An 18,974-nucleotide genomic window follows, 5' to 3' on the forward strand; every position below is an offset into this window, starting at 1 on the left:
CCTGCTGCGGCTGGGATTGGTTGGTGCGCGAGCGCTGGCGCTTGTGTTGCCGTTGGCGTTTGCGCTGCCTTTGCTGTTGGCAAGGAGCCGCGCGCAGGCGAAGCCCCGCGCACGGGCATTGAATTCGGCTGTTGGTATTGCATGGCCGAGCGAAGCGACGGCCCGAAGCTCCCCTCCCCTCTGGCTGCGCCGAGGAGCGGAGCGTTTCGCGGATCAGGGCTCGCAGCTGTTTGAGCGAAGCGAGTTCTGCGAGACCCCGCGAAACGTGAGCACCGCAGGTTGCCCCGTAGCGAAGCGCAGGGGTCGCAGACAGTGGGGTCGCCTTTTCTTTGCTTACTTTCTTTTGGCGAAGCAAAAGAAAGTGAGTCCGCCGCCGGGCGGAACTCCCGGCCCCGGGAAGCAAACAAGCAGCAGGAGTACACACAGATCAAGCCGCCTCCTCCTCAAGCTCCGAAGAAGAAGCCCGAGCACTCCCCCCACCCAACCGATCAAACGCCAGATAAATAACAGGCGTAGTGAACAAAGTCAGCAGCTGACTAACGATCAACCCGCCAAAGATCGCCAACCCGAGAGGACGTCGCAATTCAGCCCCGTCCCCAAAACTGAACATCAGCGGCACAGCAGCAAACAGCGCAGCCAACGTAGTCATCAAGATCGGCCGAAACCGCAACAGAGCAGCTTGATGAATCGCTTCCCGAGCCGACTTCCCCTGCGTCCGCTCCGCATCGATAGCAAAGTCGATCATCATGATCGCGTTCTTCTTCACGATCCCGATCAGCAGAATGATCCCGATGATCCCGATCACCCCCAGGTCATTGCCAGTAATCATCAAGGCCAACAAAGCCCCAACCCCAGCAGAAGGCAACGTAGACAAGATCGTCAACGGATGCACATAGCTCTCGTACAGCACCCCCAGCACGATGTACACACAAACCACCGCCGCCAAAATCAACCACAGCTGATTCGACAACGACTTCTCATAAGCCCCAGAAGCCCCCAGAAAAGTCATCGTCACACTGCTCGGCAGCCCGATCTCTTTAGCAGCCGCGCGAATCGCGGCAACCGATCCACCGAGCGACACCCCCGGCGCCGTATCGAAGTTCAACGTGCTCGCCGGGTACTGCGCCACGTGCGTGATCTGCAACGGCGCCTGCCGCTCGCTGATCTCCGCAAAGGCCGACAGCGGCGTCGCCGTGCCAGACCCCGCAATGAGGTTCAGCTGCCCCAGCGTCTGCGGCGTATTCACCATGCCGGGCTGCGCCTCGAGGATCACGCGGTACTGATTCGTCTCGGTAAAGATGGTCGACACGATGCGCTGCCCGAAGGCGCTGTACAGCGCGTCATCCACCGAACTCGCAGTGATCGACAGCCGCGACGCCGTATCGCGGTTCACGTTCACATACGCCGCCAGCCCCTGCGCACCGGCATCGCTGCTCACGTTGCGCACCTTGTCCGACTCCTGCAGCTTCGCCACCAGCTTCTGCATCCACTCGGTGACCAGCGCACTGTTCACGCCTTCCAGCGACACGCGGTACTCGGTCGGCCCGGTCTCGGCGTCGATGGTCAGGTCCTGCGTGGGCTGCAGGTACAGCGTGAGGCCGGCCACCTGCCGCACGCGCTCGCGCAGGCGCTCCATCACCTCCTGCTGGTTGTCGTGGCTGCGGGTCAGGTTGATGAGCATGCTGCCGGTGTGCAGCATCGTGTTGTTGGCCGCGTCCACGCCGACGAAGGAGCTGAGGTTCTCGACGTCATGGTCTTCAAGAATGGCGCGTGCGGCCTGCTGCTGCAGCTGCGCCATGCGGTCGAAGGACACGTCTTGCGCGGCCTGCACGCGGGCCTGCAGCTGGCCGGTGTCCTGCGTGGGAAAAAGGCCCTTCGGGATCGTGAGGTACAGCACCACGGTCAGCACCAGCGTGAGCAACGCCACCAGCAGCGTGAGCGGCTGGTGCGCGATCACCCAGTGCAGCGAGCGGTCGTAGCGCACCATCACGCCGTCGAAGAAACGCTGGGCGCGCGCGCCGAAGCCGGTGCCCGATGCGTCCTTCTTCGGCTCGTGCTTGAGCCAGCGCGCCGACATCATCGGCACCAGCGTGAGCGACACCACGCCCGAGATCAGGATGGTGATCGCCAGCGTCACCGCGAACTCGCGGAACAGGCGGCCCACCACGTCGCCCATGAAGAGCAGCGGAATGAGCACGGCGATGAGCGACACGGTCAGCGAGATGATCGTGAAGCCGATCTGCGCAGCGCCCTTGAACGCGGCCTGCAATGGCTTCTCGCCCTCCTCGATGTAGCGCGCGATGTTCTCGATCATGACGATCGCGTCGTCGACCACGAAGCCGGTGGCGATGGTCAGCGCCATCAGGCTCAGGTTGTTCAGGCTGTAGCCCAGCAGGTACATCAGGCCGAAGCTGCCGATGAGCGAGATCGGCACGGCGATGCTGGCGATGACGGTGGCGCGCAGGCTGCCCAGGAAGGCGAAGATCACCAGCACCACGAGCACCACGGCCAGCACCAGTTCCATCTCGACGTGCTGCACCGACGAGCGGATGCCGGCGGTGCGGTCGCTCAGCACCTCGACCTGCAGGCCCGCGGGCATGCCGGCCTGCAGCTCGGGCAGCTGCTTCTTGATGGCGTTGACGGTGGCGATCACGTTGGCGCCGGGCTGGCGCTGCACGTTCAGGATGATGGCCGGCGTGAGCTGCACCTGCCCGTCGACCTTGCGCCCGGCCCAGGCACCGAGCTGCGTGTTCTCGGCGCTGTTGACCACGCGCGCCACGTCGACCATGCGGATCGGCGCGCCGTTCTTGTAGCTGACGATGAGGTTCTTGTAGTCGTCGACCGTGAGCAGCTGGTCGTTCGAGTTGATGGTGTAGGCGCGCTTGGGGCCGTCGAAACTGCCCTTGGCGCCGTTGGAGTTGGCCGCGCTGATGGCGGTGCGCAGCGAATCCAGTCCGATGCCGTTGGCCGCCAGCGCCTGCGTGTTGGCCTGGATGCGCACGGCCGGGCGCTGCCCGCCGCTGAGCGACACGAGGCCCACGCCCGAGACCTGGCTGATCTTCTGCGCGAGCCGGGTGTTCACGAGGTTCTGCACCTCGGTGAGCGGCAGCGTGTCGGAGGTGATGGCCAGCGTGAGCACCGGCGCGTCGGCCGGGTTGACCTTGGCGTACACCGGCGGCGCGGGCAGGTCGGCCGGCAGCAGCGAGCCGCCGGCGTTGATGGCGGCCTGCACTTCCTGCTCGGCGACGTCCAGCGTCTGGCCCAGCGAGAACTGCAGCGTGATGATCGACACGCCCGCCGCGCTGGTCGAGCTCATGCGGTCCAGGCCCGACATCTGGCCGAACTGGCGCTCCAGCGGTGCGGTGACCGTGTTGCTCATGACCTCGGGGCTGGCCCCGGGGTAGAGCGTCTGGACCTGGATGGTCGGGTAGTCGACCTGCGGCAGCGCCGCCAGCGGCAGAAAACGGAACGCCACCAGGCCGGCCAGCACGATGGCCAGCATCAGCAGCGAGGTGGCGACCGGCCGCAGGATGAACGGGCGCGAGGGGCTCATGGGCTGCGCCGTCCCTCACCGCCGCGTTCGCCACCGCCACCGGCGCCACCGCGCTCGGCCATGCGCTGCCAGCGCTCCAGCGCGGCGGGCTCGCCGCGGTCGAGCGCTTCGAGGAAACGCTTGCGACGTTCGAGTTGTTCGGGGTCGTCCTTGGCCGCGTCGAGCATGCGCTGGCGCTGCTCGGCGGTGGGGAGCTTGGCGGGCGTGGCTGCGGGTGCGGGCGTCGTGGCCGCCGGCGCTGCGGCCGGTGCCGCTGTTCCCGCAGTGGGTGCGGCCGGGGCCTGCGAGGGCGAAGCCGGCGCCGCCGCTTCAGCCGGGCGGGCTCCGCCGCCTTGCGCACCACCGGCGCCCTCCTGCCGACGTCCTCCACGCCGTCCACCCGGCGCTGCTGCCCCGGAGGCCGCACCGGCCGGCCGGTCGACCGTGGTCTGCACGCGCGCGCCGTCCTTCAGGCGGTCGCCGCCTTCAGTGACCACGGTTTCGCCGGGCTGCAGGCCCTTGGTGATGGAAGCGAAATCGACGCTCGATTCGCCGCGCGTCACCGGCCGCTGCGAGGCCGTGTTCTCGGCCGTCACCACGTACACGTAGTCGCCGTTCGGGCCGTGGCGCAGCGCCGTGACCGGCACCACCACCGCGCTGCTCACGGTGCGCAGCAGCAGCCGCAGGTTGACGAACTGGTTCGGGAACAGCGCGCCGTCGGCGTTGGTGAAGCGCGCCTTGGCCTTCACGGTGCCGGTCTGCGTGTCGACCATGTTGTCGAGCGTGGAGAAGCTGCCGTCGGCCAGCCGGCGCGTGCGCGTGCGGTCGAAGGCGGTGGTGGCGAGCGTCGCGCCCTGGCCCAGCCGCTCCTGCACCTCGGGCACGCGGTCCTGCGGAATGGCGAACTCGACGTCGATGGGCGCGATCTGCGTGATGGTGGCCACGCCGCCGGTGCTGCCGGTCGAGATGTAGTTGCCCGCATCCACCGGCCGCAGGCCGATGCGCCCGCTCACCGGCGCCGTGATGCGGCTCCAGGCCAGGTTGAGCTTGGCGGTGTTCTCGTTGGCGCGGTCGATGGCCACGGTGCCTTCGAGCTGCTTGACCAATGCGGCCTGGGTGTCGACGTCCTGGCGGGCGATGGAGTCCTGGCCGAGCAGCGTCTGGTAGCGCTGCAGCGTGACGCGCGCCGCGGCCAGCTGCGCCTCGTCGCGCTGACGGGCACCGGCGGCCTGCGCCAGCGCGTTCTCGAAGGGCTGCGGGTCGATGGTGGCCAGCACGTCGCCCTTCTTGACCATCTGGCCTTCCTTGAACAGCACGGCCGTGAGCACGCCCGACACCTGCGGCTGCACCGTCACGTTGGCCAGCGGCGTGACCGTGCCCAGCGCCTCGAGCTGCACAGGGATGTCGGCCTGCCGCGCGACGGCGGTGCCGACGGTGCTGGAGGCCGGGCCTCCGCCGCCTGCCCGACCGCCCGGCCCGCCGCCGCCTGGGCGGCCTGCGCCTGCACCCGGTCCGCCCGCGCCCGGTGCCGGCGACTTGGAACGCTGCACCAGGTACCAGGCGCCGCCCCCGAGGGCCACCAACAGAAGCAGGGCCAGCAGGCTCCCGACCCAGCGACGCCGGCGCGCCGGAGGATGGGTCGGCGACACGACGGGTGGCAGGGGTTCGGGAGGCGTTTGGGAATCCATGGGCGGTGCGTGCGAAGGGGTGCGAAAAGGCGGCCTGAAGGGAGGCGGCCTAGAGTACAGCGCGAAATATCACTCCCGCAGTTTTCCGTGCCGTAAAGCGACGGTAAAGCTTCCGTTTGCGCGGCGCCCCTGCCATCCCGCGCTCGCCATTCGCGCCGGTGGCCGGCACTTCACGCCGCCCACCCGCATTTCGTCGCATGGCCGTGGCGGGGGCCGGGCGGCATCGGCACAGTCCGCTCCATCGATTCCCTCCCTGCCCTCATTTCCTTCCACCCAACGGAGCCTCCCATGCTGATGCAAATCCTTCTTCACACCCCGAAGTGGGTGTTCGCCGTGTTCGTCCTGCTGGCCTGGCTCGGTGGCCGGCAGCTCGTGGCCAACCGCATCGGCCTGAACCGCGTTCTGGTGATGCCGGTCGCCATGGCCGGCCTGTCGTTCTGGGGCGTGGTGTCGGTGTCCGGCGAGTCGGCCGGCGCCCTGATCGGCTGGGCCGTGGCCGCGCTGCTGCTCGTGGCGCTGGTGCTGCGCCGCCCGCTGCCGGCGACCACGCGCTACGACGCGGCGGCGCGCCAGTTCGAGGTGGCGGGCACCGCCGTGCCGCTGATGCTCATGATGGGCATCTTCCTCACCAAGTACGTGGTGGGCGTGTCGCTGGCCCTGCATCCCGAGCTGCGCCACCAGGCCGCCTTCGCCCTGGGCGTGCCGGCGCTGTACGGCGCCTTCAGCGGTGTCTTCGCGGCCCGCGCCGCACGCCTGTGGCGCCTGGCCGCCGCGTCGGGCGCGATGGTCAGCGGCGCCCGCGCGGCCTAAGATTCCGACGCCCCGCCCGCCCTTCGCCGCCAGGAACCGCCATGACCGTGCTCGTGTTGATCCTCAAGATTTCCATCTCGGTGGTGCTGCTTGCCTCGCTGGCCGAAGCGCTGGTGCTGTCATGGCGCAACGGCTGGCGCAGCTACGACTGGAAGGCGGCGGGCATCTCGGTGTTCGACTTCCTGGTGCGCGAATACCCGCTGCGCTGGCTGCTGCCGCTGGCCTTCTGGGTCGGCGCCATGGACTGGCTCTACGCCCACCGGCTCTTCACGCTGCCGATGGACCACTGGACCGGCTGGCTCGCCTGCTTCGTCGGCCAGGAGTTCTGCTACTACTGGTACCACCGCGCCGCGCACCGCGTGCGCTGGTTCTGGTGCACCCACGCCGTGCACCATTCGCCGAACCAGCTGAACCTGTCGGCCGCCTACCGCTTCGGCTGGACCGGCCGGCTCACCGGCACGCTGGCCTTCTTCCTGCTGGCGCCGCTCCTGGGCATGCCGCCGCGGATCATCCTGCTGATGCTCACGCTGAACCTGCTCTACCAGTTCTGGATCCACGCGACCTGGATTCCGAAGCTCGGCCCGCTCGAATGGGTGCTGAACACGCCCTCGGCCCACCGCGTGCACCACGCCTCGAACCTGGAGTACCTGGACGGCAACTACGGCGGCGTGCTGATCGTGTTCGACCGCCTGTTCGGCACCTACATCCCCGAGCGCGCCGACCTGCCCTGCCGCTACGGACTGGTGAAGCCGATCACCTCGTACAACCTGCTTGAGATCGAGTTCAGCCAGTGGCGCGACCTGTGGCGCGACCTGCGCTTGGCGCGCTCGCTGCGCGCCTTCGTCGGCTACCTCGTGAAGCCGCCGGGCTGGCGGGCGGACGGGCCGGGCGAGACCACCGAGGAGCTGCGCCAGCGCGCGGCACTGCCACCTTCACCGTCGATGCCGGCATCGGCCGCCAGCGACTTCGTTCCCCTTTCACCTGCCTCTCTCAAGGAGCTGTCATGACCCCCATGTCCCCTTCCTCTTCTTCCTCCTCCTCTTCTTCGTCCGCCGACATCGAACGGCGCGCCCGCCGCCGCGCCGGCGCCAAGATGGGCTGGTTCATCCATGCCTTCGTCTACGTGGTCGTCAATGTCGGGCTGGTTGCGCTCGCCGCCTCGCGCGGCCACAACTGGGCCGTGTACCCGCTCATGGGCTGGGGCCTGGGCTTGCTGATCCACGGCGCCGTGGTCTGGCTCATCGCGCCCGGCGGCGGCCTGTACGACCAGCTGCTGGAACGTGAGCGCCGCGCGCTAGGTGGCGGGGACCGCCGGTGACGGCCGCGGCGGACGACACGCCACGCCCGTCGCGCTTTCGCGCCGAGAACCTGCGAGACATCCTGCGGCACGGCCTGATCACGGCCGCCTTCTGCTGCGTCATCGCCGCGGCGCTGACCGTCTCGGGCATGGGCAGCTGGAGTTCGCAGATGGTGTATTCGCTGTCGATCGGAACGATCAGCTGGCTGGTCATCGACACCGGGCGCCTGTTCATCAGCGGCCACCAGAACGTGCTCTGGCCGCACGGCCCCTGGGGCTTCGTGCTGGTGGCCTTCGGCGTCACGCTGGGCTTCCTCGGCGGCGGCGCCATCGGAGACGCCTGGGTCGGCCGGCCGCTGTTCGACTTCACCGGCTTCGCCCGGCACCGGATGGTCTCCACCATCGTCATCACGCTGGCGGCCACCATCGGCATGTGCTACTTCTTCTACAGCCTCGGGCGCAGCAAGCACATGCAGCGCCAGCTAGACCTGGCACAGCGAGACGCCACCGACGCGCGCCTCAAGCTGCTCGAAACCCAGCTCGAGCCGCACATGCTCTTCAACACGCTGGCCAACCTGCGCGTGCTGATCACCGTCGACCCGCCGCGCGCCGTGGCCATGCTCGACCGGCTCAACAGTTACCTGCGCATGACGCTCAGCGGCTCGCGCGCGCTGTCGCATCCGCTGTCGGCCGAGTTCGACCGGCTGGGCGACTACCTCGAACTGATGTCGGTGCGCATGGGCGAGCGCCTGCGCTACACGCTCGACCTGCCCGACGAGTTGCGCGACACGCCGGTGCCGCCGCTGCTGCTGCAGCCGCTGGTCGAGAACAGCATCCGCCACGGCCTCGAGCCCCAGGTCGAAGGCGGCGAGATCGCCGTGCGCGCACGCCGCGAGGCGGGCGAACTGGTGATCGAAGTGAGCGACACCGGCGTCGGGCTCGATGCGACCCGGCCGCAGACCTCGGAAGGCAGCGGCTTCGGGCTCGAACAGGTGCGCGAGCGGCTGGCCACCGTGTACGGCGAGCAAGGCCGGCTGAGCCTGCGCCCCGCGCCCGCGGGCGGCGGCACGTGCGTCACCCTGAACCTTCCCCTGCCCGCCTGAACAGGCCCCACGACGACAAGAAGACGATGCCCCTCACCGCCCTCACCGCCCTCATCGCCGAAGACGAACCCCTGCTGGCCCAGGCCCTGCAGGCCGAACTGGCCGCCGCCTGGCCCGAGCTGCGCGTGGTCGCCACCGCCCGCGACGGCCGCAGCGCCGTGCGCGAGGCGTTAAGGCTGCTGCCGCAGGTGCTGTTCTTCGACATCCGCATGCCCGGCCTGGACGGCCTGGGCGCCGCCGCCGAACTGGCCGACAGCTGGCCCACCGACGAGGCGCCGATGCCGCAGCTGGTGTTCGTGACCGCCTACGACGAGTACGCCGCGCGCGCCTTCGAGGCCGAGGCCATCGACTACGTGCTCAAGCCCGTGCAGCCCGAGCGCCTGCGCAAGACCGTGGCGCGGCTGCGGCAGGCGCTGGCGGCGACCGCGCCGTCGATGACGCCGCCCGTCCCGCCTGACGAGGCGCTGGAGCGCACCCTCGCCCAGTGGCGCCAGGTGCTGGGCGCCGCCGGCGGTGCGCCGTCGGCTTCGTCGACGTCAGCAGCGCCGCTGCGCATGATCGCCGCCAGCGATGCGGGCGGCGCCACCGTGCGCATGGTGCCGATCGACGAGGTGCTGTATTTCGAGGCCGCCGACAAGTACCTGCGCGTGCTCACCGCCACGCAGGAATACCTGATCCGCACGCCCCTCAAGCAACTGCTGCCCCAGCTGGACCCCGACACCTTCTGGCAGGTGCACCGGGCAGTGGTGGTGCGCAGCGCCGCCATCGAGGCGGTGCACCGCGACGAGGCCGGCAAGCTGCACCTCGCGCTGCGCGGGCGGGCCGAGAAGATCCCGGTCAGTCGGCTCTACGCCCATCTATTTCGCGCCATGTGAAATCTACGCTGCGGGCGCGCAGCAAAAAGCCGGCCTTTTCGGGGCCGGCTTTTTTCATTCAGTCACGAATGGCGTTGTAAATCAGCGCCAGTGGCCGTGTCCGTGGCCATGACCGCGGTGATAACCACGACCGTAGTAGCGCGGGCCGTAATAGGCCGGCGGCGGTGCGTAGTACACCGGTGCCGGGCGGTAGTACACCGGCGGCGGCGGGCGGTAGTAGACCGGGGGCGGCGGTGCGTAATACACCGGGGCCGGCGGCGCATAGACCGGGGCCGGGTAGTAGGCGGGACCGCCCACGCCGACCGCCACGCCGGGCACGCCGACGCCGATCGACCAGCTCACGTCGCCGCGGGCGCTGGCCGAGGTGGCGGCAAACAGCGCACCGAAGGCCACCGCACCGGCGGCGGCCCATTTGAAGAGGGTAGAACGTGTGACGCTCATGATGTGGGACTCCTTGTTGGGGGGCGTTGTGCGCCCCATGTCCGTATTGAACGCTGCAATTGCAAAGCGGGTGGACGCTGCATTGTGAAGAGCGTTGCCAAAAGTAACCCCGACAGGCCCCCCTCTAGAATGACGCGATGACCTCCCCGACCGACAAAAGCGGCACCAAAACGACCGCTGCACCGAGCAATTTCCTGCGCCATGTGATCGAGAACGACCTCGCACAGGGTGCCTACGCAGGCCGCACCTGGGGCGGTTCCCCGGGCGACGCCGCCCACCACGCCCAGGGCATGCCCGACCCCGCCAAGGTGCGCATGCGCTTTCCGCCCGAGCCCAACGGCTACCTGCACATCGGCCACGCCAAGAGCATCTGGCTGAATTTCGAGCTGGCCAAGGAATACGGCGGCGTGTGCCACCTGCGCTTCGACGACACCAACCCCGAGAAGGAAGAGCAGGAGTACGTCGATTCCATCCGCGACGCCGTGAAGTGGCTCGGCTACGAAACCTACCTGGCCGACCGCCCCAGCACGCCCGGCACGATTCAGGAGCACGAGTACTTCGCCAGCAACTACTTCGACTTCATGTACGAAGCCGCCGAGTACCTGATCGGCGCCGGCCTGGCCTATGTCGACGAGCAGACGCCCGACGAGATGCGCGCCAACCGCGGCGACTTCAACACGCCCGGCACCGACAGCCGCTTTCGCAGCCGCACGCCCGACGAAAACCTGGCGCGCTTTCGCGAGATGCGCGACGGCAAGCTCGCCGACGGCGCCGCCATCCTGCGCGCCAAGATCGACATGGCGAGCCCCAACATCAACATGCGCGACCCCGCGCTGTACCGCATCCGCCGGGCCACCCACCACAACACGGGCGACAAGTGGTGCATCTACCCGATGTACACCTACGCGCACCCGATCGAAGACGCGCTGGAGCAGATCACCCACTCCATCTGCACGCTCGAATTCGAAGACCAGCGCCCCTTCTACGACTGGCTGCTCGACCGCCTCGCCGAAGGCGGCCTCGTCGCCAGCCCGCATCCGCGCCAGTACGAGTTCGCCCGCCTGAACGTGACCCACGTGATGACCAGCAAGCGCAAGCTGCGCCAGCTGGTCGAGGAAAAGCACGTCGACGGCTGGGACGACCCCCGCATGCCCACCATCGCCGGCCTGCGCCGCCGCGGCTACACGCCCGCCGCGCTGCAGCTGTTCTGCGAACGCAGCGGCACCACCAAGTCGGGCGGCTGGATCGAGTACGCCAGCCTCGAAGCCGCGCTGCGCGACACCCTCGACCCCATCGCGCCGCGCGCCATGGCCGTGCTCGACCCGGTGAAGCTCGTCATCACCAACTGGGGTGAGCTGATGGGCAGCGACGACACGCTCGACGACTGCTCCGCCCCCGTGCACCCGCACCACCCCGAGATGGGCAAGCGCGAATTCAAGCTCGGCCGCGAGGTCTGGATCGAGCGCACCGACTACGAAGACGTGCAGCCCAAGGGCTTCTTCCGCCTGTTCCCCGGCAACAAGGTGCGCCTGAAGTACGGCCACGTCATCGAATGCACCGGCGCCACGCGCGACGCCGACGGCAAGCTCCTCGAAGTTCAGGCCACGCTGGTGCCCGACACCAAGAGCGGCACGCCCGGCGCGGACGCGATCAAGGTCAAGGGCAACATCACCTGGGTGGCCGCAGCCGATGCCGTGCAGGCCGAGGTGCGGCTGTACGAGCGTCTGTTCGCCGAAGCCAACCCGGGCAGCGGCGAGCTGCTGGACGAACTGAACAAGCACAGCCTGGAGGTGTGCACGGCCTTCGTCGAGCCGTCGCTGGCGAAGGCCGAACCCGGCGTGGGCATCCAGTTCGAACGGCATGGCTACTTCGTGCGCGACACGAAGGGCGCCGCCGCCGGCGGACAGGTGGTGTTCAACCGCGCGGCGGGGATGCGGGACAGCTGGGCCAAGTAAGCCCGGTCTATCTCTCTCCCGCAAAGCCGGGGCCGTCAGGGCTCCGGCTTTTTTCTTGCGCCGAGCGTCGACAGACCCCGGCTATCCTGTCGGTTCATGAACGCTACGAGCCCTTCTTCTCGCCTGATCCGCTTCAACAAACCCTACGGCGTCCTCAGCCAGTTCACGCCCGAGGGCCGCTGGCGCGGGCTGAAGGACTTCATCGACCTGCCCGGTGTCTACGTCGCCGGACGGCTCGATGCCGACAGCGAGGGCCTGTTGCTGCTCACCGACGACGGCAAGCTCCAGGCGCGCATCGCCGATCCGCGCTTCAAGATGGAGAAGACCTACTGGGTGCAGGTCGAGGGCGTGCCGACCGATGAAGCGCTGGCGGCGCTGCGCAACGGCGTGCAGCTCAACGACGGCCCCACGCGCCCCGCACGGGCGCGCCGGCTCGATCCGCCGCCCGAGGTGTGGCACCGCGAGCCCCCGATCCGCGAGCGCAAGCTCATTCCCACCGCGTGGCTGGAGCTGGCGATCAGCGAAGGCCGCAACCGCCAGGTGCGGCGCATGACGGCGGCCGTGGGGCTGCCGACGCTGCGCCTCATCCGCGCCGCCATCGGGCCCTACACACTCGACGGGCTCGCGCCCGGAACCTGGCGGGAACAGAGCGGCGACTGAACCGCCGCACCCTCAACTCCTCATTCGAATCCTGTCCATGCACATGACCCTTCCTCTCTCCGATCTCCCTTCCGCTGCGTTGAACCGCCGCAGCGCCGTGCTCGGCGCCCTCGGCTTGCTGGCGCTGCCTGCCAGTGCCGCGGCCCCAGCCAAGAAAAACAACAAGCCGCAGGCGCCTGATGTCTGGCCGCGCGCCTTGCTGGTGCCGGGCGGCGTTGCCCGCCTGTCGCTCGGCCCCGCGGCCACGCGCCCCAAGGCCTTCGCCGGCGATGTGCCGCTGCTGGTGCTGGGCGATCCGATCGAATGGACCGCGCTGGTCGGCATTCCGCTCGCCACCCCACCCGGCGAAGCCAGCATCAGCGTGCGCGCCGAGGGCAACAAGCCCGAGCGCCAGATCGCCTACACCATCGCCCCGAAGCAGTACCGCGAACAACGCCTGACGGTGGCGCCGCGCACGGTCGACCTGTCGCCCGAGGACGAGGCTCGCTACACCAAGGAGCGCGATCACCTGGCCGGCGTGATGGCCACGCTCACCGACCTGCGCCCCGATGCCGCGCTGCAGATGCGCGTGCCCGTGCCGGGCCGCCGCTCCAGCTCGTTCGGCCTGCGTCGCGTGTTCAACGGCCAATCGCGCAATCCGCACAGCGGCATGGACATCGCAGCCGGCACCGGCACGCCCGTGCGCGCGCCGCTGGCCGGCAAGGTGATCGACACCGGCGACTACTTCTTCAACGGTGGCACCGTCTGGGTCGACCACGGCGGCGGCCTGCTGACGATGTACTGCCACCTGAGCCGCTGGGACGTGAAGGTGGGCGACGTGGTCAAGGCCGGTGACCCGTTGGCCGCGGTAGGCGCGACGGGACGGGTGACCGGGCCGCACCTGCATTGGGGGGTGATGCTGAACCGGACGATGGTGGACCCGGCGTTGTTCGTTGCGGGTTGAGGCACCCAGCCGGAACGCCGTCATGCGTGACAAAGCGCCGACCTTCTTCACCGAAGCCTGCCTCGCCTCCTCGTTCGCCCCCACCGAACGCCGCGAAGCCCTCGCCCGCCTCAACACCCTCTTGCACCCCGCCCTGCAGCGGATCGTCGCGGCCGAGGTTACCGCGGGCAACCGCGTCGTCGATGTCGGCATCGACTGGCCCGACGAGGGTTCGGTGCACGTCACGCTGCAACGGCACTTCACGGCCCGGCACGCCGGCAAGGAAGCCGCTTTCAGCCTCTGCGACGACCCGCACTACTGGCATGCCGACTACAGCACCGCGGACAAACCGCGGCACCTGCTGATCTGCTGAAGAGAAGAACGCCGGCCTCAGAGCGGCCTGGTCAGGTACACCGCCTCGCGCCCGACGATCGTGCGCTGCGCGGGCATGAAGATCGTGCAGTCGTCGCACGGCGCGCGGATTTCGTCCGGGCCGTTGGTGGCGATCAGCTCGCCCTTGGCGAAGGTCTCGAAGCCGATCAGCGGGCGCACGAAGGCGAAGTCTTCCGACTTGATGACGTGCGTCTGCAGCAGCTCGAAACGACGCTGCTCGCCGGGCGCGGGCACGGCCGGGTCCTTGTCGATGAGGCCGAAGTGCGCCAGGAAGTCGAGCGAGATGGCGGTGGCCAGTTCGGAAGCCGAGCGCAGGAAATGCTGGCCGCACTCGGCCACCAGCGCCACGCCCTTGCCGTCGGCCCGGCCATGCTGGCCGTGCTGGATCAGCGGCGTGCCCGAGCCCAGGCCGTCGGGCATCACCAGGTGCACCGACGGGCGGCCGATGGCCATGGCGGCCTCGGCGTTGCGGTCGAAGGCCGGGTACACCCAGAACGGAATCACGGGCTGGCTCGTGGAATGGATGTCGAGGATGTGGTCGGCCGCGCTCACCACCGGGCGCAGTTCGCGGGCGCGGCGCAGCTCGGGGCTGTCCTCGCCGCCGTCGAGCCATTCGGGCGACCACACGCGGTTGAGGTTGTGCACCAGCTGGCGGCTGTCGAAGGGCAGCGCCTCGTTGAAGGACTCGTAGGCCGCCACGTTGGCGAAGCTGACGGTGAGCGTGCCGATCTTCGGGCGCACGCCGGTGTCGAGCAGGTGCGTGGCGGCGGTCATGCCGCAGATCTCGTTGCCGTGCGTCAGGGCATTGATCAGCACGTGCGGGCCGGGCTTGCCGGATTCGAAACGGTGCACGTAGTCGATGCCGACGTTGCCCTCGCGGTAGGCGGACAGGTCGCGGGGGAGGACTTCGAGGGCGGGGGGAGATTGGGTCATGGGGTGGTGAACAGGTGGGATCGGAGGCCGCCGGCAAGTTTGCTACAGCTGGCAAATTCGTGCCGTGCGCCGCAAATCCCCCGTTGCGGCTCATGTCCTGAGCCGCATCGCCCTCACCAATTCACTTCCCGCTCCGGCGTCGCCGAAATGTGGTGGATCGACAGGTCCGCCCCGTCGTACTCCTCCTCCTGTGACAGCCGCAGCCCCATGGTCGCCTTGAGCACGCCGTACACCACGGCGCCGCCGATCAGCGCCCAGACCACGCCGAGCAAGGTGCCGATCAGCTGCGCCCACAGGTTCACGCCGCCGATGCCGCCCAGCGCCTGGGTGCCGAAGATGCCGGCCGCGATGCCGCCCCAGGTGCCGCACAGGCCGTGCAGCGGCCACACGCCGAGCACGTCGTCGATCTTCCATTTGTTCTGGGTGCGGGTGAACATGAAGACGAAGATGGCGCCGGCCACGCCGCCCGCCACGAGCGCGCCCAGCGGGTGCATGAGGTCGGAGCCGGCGCACACGGCCACGAGGCCGGCGAGCGGGCCGTTGTAGACAAAGCCGGGGTCGTTCTTGCCCATGGCCAGCGCCACCAGCGTGCCGCCGACCATGGCCATCAGCGAGTTGACGGCGACGAGGCCCGAAATCTTGTCGATGCTCTGCGCGCTCATCACGTTGAAGCCGAACCAGCCCACGCACAGCACCCACGCGCCGAGCGCCAGGAAGGGGATGTTCGACGGCGGGTGTGCGCTGAGCGAGCCGTCGCCGCGGTAGCGGTTGCGGCGCGCGCCCAGCAGCAGCACGGCCGGCAGCGCAAGCCAGCCGCCCACGGCGTGCACGACGACCGAGCCGGCGAAGTCATGGAACTCGTGGCCGGTGACCGAGGCGATCCAGTCCTGGATGCCGAAGGCCTTGTTCCAGGCGATGCCCTCGTACAGCGGGTAGACGAAACCGACGATCACCGCGGTGGCGATCAGTTGCGGCCAGAACTTGGCGCGCTCGGCGATGCCGCCCGAGATGATGGCCGGGATGGCCGCCGCGAAGGTCAGCAGGAAGAAGAACTTCACCAGCTCGTAGCCGCTTCTTGCCGACAGTTCGGTGGCGCTGACGAAGAAATGCGTGCCGTAGGCCACGCCGTAGCCCACCAGGAAGTACACGATGGTCGACACCGAGAAGTCGACCAGGATCTTGACCAGCGCATTGACCTGGTTCTTCTTGCGCACGGTGCCCAGTTCCAGGAAGGCAAAGCCGGCATGCATGGCCAGGACCATGATGGCGCCGAGAAGGATGAACAGCGCATCTGCGCCCTGTTTGAGTGCGTCCATGAGAGCTTCTTGCAGGTTTTTGGTTTGATTTGGTGCGTCGCACCCGAACGGCTCGGGGCGCCGGCGCAAGAAAGCAAAAATGGTGCCTGAAAGCTCTTTGATGGTGCGAAACGACCCAAGAGTGGGCCGATTTCGCGGGGCGCGCACCGGATCGGAACGCGCCGAAACGCTCAGCTGGCGCCGCCGCGCAGCGCGTCGCGATACCGCCGGCTGCAGGGCACAGTCGTGCCGTCGTCCATGTGCAGCCGGGCGTCACCGCCGTCGAGCGGCTCGATCTCCTTGATGCGGCCCAGGTTCACGGCGTGGCTGCGGTGCACGCGCACGAAGGTGGCGGGGTCGAGCTGGGTCAGGAAGTCGGTGAGCGTGGCGCGCAGCAGGTAGTCGTGGCCGTTGACGTGCAGGCCGACGTAGTTGCCCTCGGCCTGCAGCCAGTCGATGTCGGTGGCGGCAATGAGGAATTCGCGGCGCAGCTTGCGCACGAGGAAGCGTTCGGGGCGGGCCGACGGCGGTGCAACGGGTGGGGGCAACTCCTGCATCGAGGGTTGGACTCCCTCCGGTTCCGCCGGAGTCTCGGGCACCGGCGCCACGCCCTCTTCCGGCGGATCGAGCACGCGCGCCTCGCCCTGCAGCCGCAGCATGAAGAGCCGGTAGGCCCACACGCCGAAGACCATCGTGGCGTAGACGCGCACGTCCTTCAGGTACTCGTAGCCCCATCGCCCCATGGCGCCGCCGAAGTCGTAGGGCTCGCCGGCGGCCGCGTACACCGCGGCGCGCAGCCCGAACATTGCCGCCACGTGCGCCAGGCTCAGGAGCACGCTGGCCACCAGGTGCCCTGCAAGAAAGCGCACCCAGTGGTCGCGCGCCAGCGGCGACAGCCGACGCTCCACGGCCACCAGCACCGGCACCAGTGCCAGCAGCGCGATGTGGCTCGACACCTCCCAGGTAATGACCTCCCAGCTCGCACGCGGCACGGCGCGGCTGCGGGCGTCGATGAGCGCGACCACGGTGCTGATCGCGGCATGCACCGTCATCAGCACGATCCAGAAGCCGACCTCGACGTACCGTCGGATCGGCTCATAGCGCTCGTACAGGTTCTTGTGCGGCTCGCTCATGCGGGGATTCTCGCGAACCGGGGGCCGGATTTCGTCCCTGAGGGCCACCGTTCGTCACAAATCCGGGCCGATCCGTCCCGGCGATGGCCCCGGGGACGGGCGCGGGGGCCACGATGGCCGCCGTTTCTTCGTTCCAGGAGCCCGCCATGCCCTCCGATTCCGCTTCAGCCCTCGCGCCGCAGCGCCGCCACGACATCGACGCCCTGCGCGCCCTCGCCTTCCTGCTCGTCATCCTCTATCACGTGGGCATGTACTACGTGACCGACTGGCCCTGGCACCTGAAGAGCCCGCACGCGGCCGAGTGGCTGCCGTGGCCGATGCGGGTGCTGAACCTGTGGCGCATGGACCTGGTCTTCCTGATCTCGGGCGTGTCGCTCGGTTTCCTGAGCCGGGGCCAGGGCACCTGGGGCCTGCTGCGCAGCCGGGGCCTGCGGCTGATGCTGCCGCTGGCCTTCGGCATGGCGGTGGTCGTGCCCTACCAGGCCTATGCCGAAGGCGTGGCGCGCGGGCTGGTGGCGCCGGGCTTCGGCACCTTCCTGCTGCGCTACCTGTCGATGGGCGCGCCCTGGCCCAAGGGGGCGTTCGCGGGGGCGGAGTTCGGTATCACCTGGAACCACCTCTGGTACCTGCCCTACCTGTTCCTCTACACGGCGCTGGTCGCGCTGACGCTGCCGCTGTGGCGCTCGGCGGCCGGCCAGTGGGTGCGGCGGCGCTTCAACGGGCTGCGCGGCTGGCAGCTGCTGGTGCTGCCGGCGCTGCCGCTGCTGGCCTGGACGGTGCTGCTGGCGCGGCACTTTCCGGCCACGCACAACCTGGTGTGGGACTTCCACCTGCACAGCATCTACTTCACCGTCTTCCTCTACGGCTACTGGATGGGCGTGGACACGGGCATCTGGCGCGAACTCGAACGGCTGCGCCGCGTGTCGCTGCTGCTGGCGGTTGCGACGATCGGCGCGTTCATCGCGCTGCGCGTCGGGGCCGTCGTTGCGCCCAAGGGCCTGTTGATGGACGTGCTGCGCACGGCCTACCTGTGGCTCGCGGTCGCCACGATCCTGGGCCACGGCCACCGCCATCTGAACCGCCCCTGGCCGTGGCTGCGCTGGGCCAACGAATCGGTCTACCCCTGGTACATGCTGCACCAGACGCTGATCGTCGCGGGCGTGGCGCTGCTGGTGCCGCTGGCGCTGGGCCCGGTGTGGGAGCCCGTGGCGCTGGTCGCCGTGACCATTGCCGGCTGCTGGCTGCTGACCGACGGGCTGATCCGCCGCATCGGCTGGCTGCGCCCGCTGTTCGGGCTGAAGCGCAAGCCCGAAGCCGAGCCTGTCGTGGTGCTTACGCCGCCTGCTTCGGCTTCGGCGTCGTCGATGCCTCGTCCACCGGCACCAGGATGGCGTTCGCCGTCGCCACGAGCTTGAGCTTGTCTTCGCCTTGACCTTCAGGTTGCGCAAACAGCTCGGCCCCGACGAAGACCTGCTTGCGCCCCGCCTTCACCACGCGACCGCGCGCCACGAAGGCCTCGCCGATGGCGGGCGAGATGCAGTTGATGGAAAAGTGCGAGGCCAGCACGCGGCCCGCCACGGTGGCGGCCGCGAAGCCGCTCACGGTGTCGAGCAGCGCGGCGATCATGCCCGCGTGCAAGAAGCCGGTGTACTGGCCCATGTCTTCCTCGCGCCATTTCATGCGCAGTTCGGCCTGCCCGTCGGCGGCCTGGGTGACGTCGAAGCCGGCCCAGCGGTTGAAGGCGGCCGACCGGTTGATGGCCTGGATCGTGTCGAGCATGGGGGTGTCCTTTCAGGGTGAATCAATGGAGGGAAGGCGAGACCCACTCTAGGAAGCGGAGCCGCCGCGCACCGTCTCTTGGGTGACCGGTTCGCCGCCGGCAGATGCCTGCGCGACAGCAACGCGCCCGCGTCACACCGGCGTCATGAAAAAAACTT

17 protein-coding genes are annotated in these 18,974 nt (G+C 68.8%); 10 read left to right on the top strand and 7 right to left on the bottom strand.

The genetic code is table 11. The features are described 5' to 3' along the window. Window positions 1-427: 427 nt before the first annotated feature. Together AC07OX_RS26185 and AC07OX_RS26190 are read right to left on the bottom strand one after the other, a co-directional pair. The gene (locus AC07OX_RS26185) at window positions 428-3,553 is read right to left on the bottom strand and encodes an efflux RND transporter permease subunit (protein WP_495260317.1); all 3,126 of its coding nucleotides are present in this window, start codon (window positions 3,551-3,553) and stop codon (window positions 428-430) included. Then, a complete protein-coding gene (locus AC07OX_RS26190) occupies window positions 3,550-5,220 on the bottom strand; it encodes an efflux RND transporter periplasmic adaptor subunit (protein WP_495260318.1) in 1,671 nt (556 codons plus the stop codon). Before AC07OX_RS26190 ends, AC07OX_RS26185 begins: the two co-directional genes overlap by 4 nt. Window positions 5,221-5,481: 261 nt before the next feature. Here AC07OX_RS26190 and AC07OX_RS26195 point away from each other — a divergent pair, with 261 nt between their 5' ends. Genes AC07OX_RS26195 through AC07OX_RS26215 form a run of 5 tightly spaced genes read left to right on the top strand, consistent with a single transcriptional unit; the run spans window position 5,482 to window position 9,305 of the window. After that, complete coding sequence (locus AC07OX_RS26195) at window positions 5,482-6,030, top strand: DUF6622 family protein (protein WP_495260410.1); 549 nt, start codon at window positions 5,482-5,484, stop codon at window positions 6,028-6,030. Between the two features lie 41 nt (window positions 6,031-6,071). Continuing rightward, window positions 6,072-7,037: a sterol desaturase family protein gene (locus tag AC07OX_RS26200; RefSeq protein ID WP_495260319.1), complete on the top strand. Its 966-nt coding sequence runs from the start codon at window positions 6,072-6,074 to the stop codon at window positions 7,035-7,037. Continuing rightward, window positions 7,034-7,348: a 2TM domain-containing protein gene (locus tag AC07OX_RS26205; RefSeq protein WP_370870079.1), complete on the top strand. Its 315-nt coding sequence runs from the start codon at window positions 7,034-7,036 to the stop codon at window positions 7,346-7,348. Before AC07OX_RS26200 ends, AC07OX_RS26205 begins: the two co-directional genes overlap by 4 nt. Next, window positions 7,345-8,430, top strand: a complete 1,086-nt coding sequence (locus AC07OX_RS26210; RefSeq protein ID WP_495260320.1) for a sensor histidine kinase — start codon at window positions 7,345-7,347, stop codon at window positions 8,428-8,430. The genes AC07OX_RS26205 and AC07OX_RS26210 overlap by 4 nt, the downstream gene beginning before the upstream one ends. Window positions 8,431-8,456: 26 nt before the next feature. After that, a complete protein-coding gene (locus AC07OX_RS26215) occupies window positions 8,457-9,305 on the top strand; it encodes a LytR/AlgR family response regulator transcription factor (RefSeq protein WP_495260321.1) in 849 nt (282 codons plus the stop codon). 81 nt (window positions 9,306-9,386) lie between these two features. Here the strand turns inward: AC07OX_RS26215 and AC07OX_RS26220 are convergent, their stop codons facing one another. Then, window positions 9,387-9,746: a hypothetical protein gene (locus tag AC07OX_RS26220; protein WP_070062581.1), complete on the bottom strand. Its 360-nt coding sequence runs from the start codon at window positions 9,744-9,746 to the stop codon at window positions 9,387-9,389. 137 nt (window positions 9,747-9,883) lie between these two features. On the opposite strand from AC07OX_RS26220, the gene AC07OX_RS26225 reads away from it, so the two are divergent. The 4 genes from AC07OX_RS26225 to AC07OX_RS26240 all read left to right on the top strand — a co-directional run bounded on the left by AC07OX_RS26225 (window position 9,884) and on the right by AC07OX_RS26240 (window position 13,656). After that, window positions 9,884-11,701 carry a glutamine--tRNA ligase/YqeY domain fusion protein gene (locus AC07OX_RS26225; protein ID WP_495260322.1) on the top strand — a complete coding sequence of 606 codons (1,818 nt, stop codon included), beginning with the start codon at window positions 9,884-9,886 and terminating at the stop codon, window positions 11,699-11,701. A 96-nt stretch (window positions 11,702-11,797) separates the two neighbouring features. Next, on the top strand, window positions 11,798-12,361 hold the full coding sequence (locus AC07OX_RS26230; RefSeq protein ID WP_495260323.1) for a pseudouridine synthase: 564 nt from the start codon (window positions 11,798-11,800) through the stop codon (window positions 12,359-12,361). 43 nt (window positions 12,362-12,404) lie between these two features. After that, entirely contained in the window at window positions 12,405-13,304 is a 900-nt protein-coding gene (locus AC07OX_RS26235) for a peptidoglycan DD-metalloendopeptidase family protein (protein ID WP_495260324.1), read from the top strand. A 22-nt stretch (window positions 13,305-13,326) separates the two neighbouring features. Next, entirely contained in the window at window positions 13,327-13,656 is a 330-nt protein-coding gene (locus AC07OX_RS26240) for a hypothetical protein (RefSeq protein ID WP_495260325.1), read from the top strand. Between the two features lie 17 nt (window positions 13,657-13,673). On the opposite strand, the gene AC07OX_RS26245 is transcribed toward AC07OX_RS26240, so the two are convergent. The 3 genes from AC07OX_RS26245 to AC07OX_RS26255 all read right to left on the bottom strand — a co-directional run bounded on the left by AC07OX_RS26245 (window position 13,674) and on the right by AC07OX_RS26255 (window position 17,037). Next, the gene (locus AC07OX_RS26245) at window positions 13,674-14,609 is read right to left on the bottom strand and encodes a M14 family metallopeptidase (RefSeq protein WP_495260326.1); all 936 of its coding nucleotides are present in this window, start codon (window positions 14,607-14,609) and stop codon (window positions 13,674-13,676) included. Window positions 14,610-14,722: 113 nt separating this feature from the next. Beyond that, complete coding sequence (locus AC07OX_RS26250) at window positions 14,723-15,925, bottom strand: ammonium transporter (RefSeq protein WP_495260327.1); 1,203 nt, start codon at window positions 15,923-15,925, stop codon at window positions 14,723-14,725. Between the two features lie 170 nt (window positions 15,926-16,095). Further along, window positions 16,096-17,037 carry a LytTR family DNA-binding domain-containing protein gene (locus AC07OX_RS26255; RefSeq protein ID WP_495260328.1) on the bottom strand — a complete coding sequence of 314 codons (942 nt, stop codon included), beginning with the start codon at window positions 17,035-17,037 and terminating at the stop codon, window positions 16,096-16,098. A gap of 146 nt (window positions 17,038-17,183) precedes the next feature. Here AC07OX_RS26255 and AC07OX_RS26260 point away from each other — a divergent pair, with 146 nt between their 5' ends. Beyond that, window positions 17,184-18,452: an acyltransferase family protein gene (locus tag AC07OX_RS26260; protein WP_495260329.1), complete on the top strand. Its 1,269-nt coding sequence runs from the start codon at window positions 17,184-17,186 to the stop codon at window positions 18,450-18,452. Here AC07OX_RS26260 and AC07OX_RS26265 read toward each other — a convergent pair. Further along, a complete protein-coding gene (locus tag AC07OX_RS26265) occupies window positions 18,370-18,816 on the bottom strand; it encodes a PaaI family thioesterase (RefSeq protein WP_062476955.1) in 447 nt (148 codons plus the stop codon). The two genes, AC07OX_RS26260 and AC07OX_RS26265, sit on opposite strands and share 83 nt — an antisense overlap. Between the last annotated feature and the right edge of the window lie 158 nt (window positions 18,817-18,974).

The sequence above is a fragment of the Variovorax sp. GW821-FHT09D07 genome, assembly GCF_059416345.1.

What these genes read in the sequence shown, in the direction of transcription:
- AC07OX_RS26185 (WP_495260317.1), bottom strand. Translation starts at nt 3,553, where the DNA reads ATGAGCCCCTCGCGCCCGTTCATCCTGCGGCCGGTCGCCACCTCGCTG.
- AC07OX_RS26190 (WP_495260318.1), bottom strand. Translation starts at nt 5,220, where the DNA reads ATGGATTCCCAAACGCCTCCCGAACCCCTGCCACCCGTCGTGTCGCCG.
- AC07OX_RS26200 (WP_495260319.1), top strand. Translation starts at nt 6,072, where the DNA reads ATGACCGTGCTCGTGTTGATCCTCAAGATTTCCATCTCGGTGGTGCTG.
- AC07OX_RS26205 (WP_370870079.1), top strand. Translation starts at nt 7,034, where the DNA reads ATGACCCCCATGTCCCCTTCCTCTTCTTCCTCCTCCTCTTCTTCGTCC.
- AC07OX_RS26215 (WP_495260321.1), top strand. Translation starts at nt 8,457, where the DNA reads ATGCCCCTCACCGCCCTCACCGCCCTCATCGCCGAAGACGAACCCCTG.
- AC07OX_RS26220 (WP_070062581.1), bottom strand. Translation starts at nt 9,746, where the DNA reads ATGAGCGTCACACGTTCTACCCTCTTCAAATGGGCCGCCGCCGGTGCG.
- AC07OX_RS26225 (WP_495260322.1), top strand. Translation starts at nt 9,884, where the DNA reads ATGACCTCCCCGACCGACAAAAGCGGCACCAAAACGACCGCTGCACCG.
- AC07OX_RS26230 (WP_495260323.1), top strand. Translation starts at nt 11,798, where the DNA reads ATGAACGCTACGAGCCCTTCTTCTCGCCTGATCCGCTTCAACAAACCC.
- AC07OX_RS26235 (WP_495260324.1), top strand. Translation starts at nt 12,405, where the DNA reads ATGACCCTTCCTCTCTCCGATCTCCCTTCCGCTGCGTTGAACCGCCGC.
- AC07OX_RS26240 (WP_495260325.1), top strand. Translation starts at nt 13,327, where the DNA reads ATGCGTGACAAAGCGCCGACCTTCTTCACCGAAGCCTGCCTCGCCTCC.
- AC07OX_RS26245 (WP_495260326.1), bottom strand. Translation starts at nt 14,609, where the DNA reads ATGACCCAATCTCCCCCCGCCCTCGAAGTCCTCCCCCGCGACCTGTCC.
- AC07OX_RS26250 (WP_495260327.1), bottom strand. Translation starts at nt 15,925, where the DNA reads ATGGACGCACTCAAACAGGGCGCAGATGCGCTGTTCATCCTTCTCGGC.
- AC07OX_RS26255 (WP_495260328.1), bottom strand. Translation starts at nt 17,037, where the DNA reads ATGAGCGAGCCGCACAAGAACCTGTACGAGCGCTATGAGCCGATCCGA.
- AC07OX_RS26260 (WP_495260329.1), top strand. Translation starts at nt 17,184, where the DNA reads ATGCCCTCCGATTCCGCTTCAGCCCTCGCGCCGCAGCGCCGCCACGAC.
- AC07OX_RS26265 (WP_062476955.1), bottom strand. Translation starts at nt 18,816, where the DNA reads ATGCTCGACACGATCCAGGCCATCAACCGGTCGGCCGCCTTCAACCGC.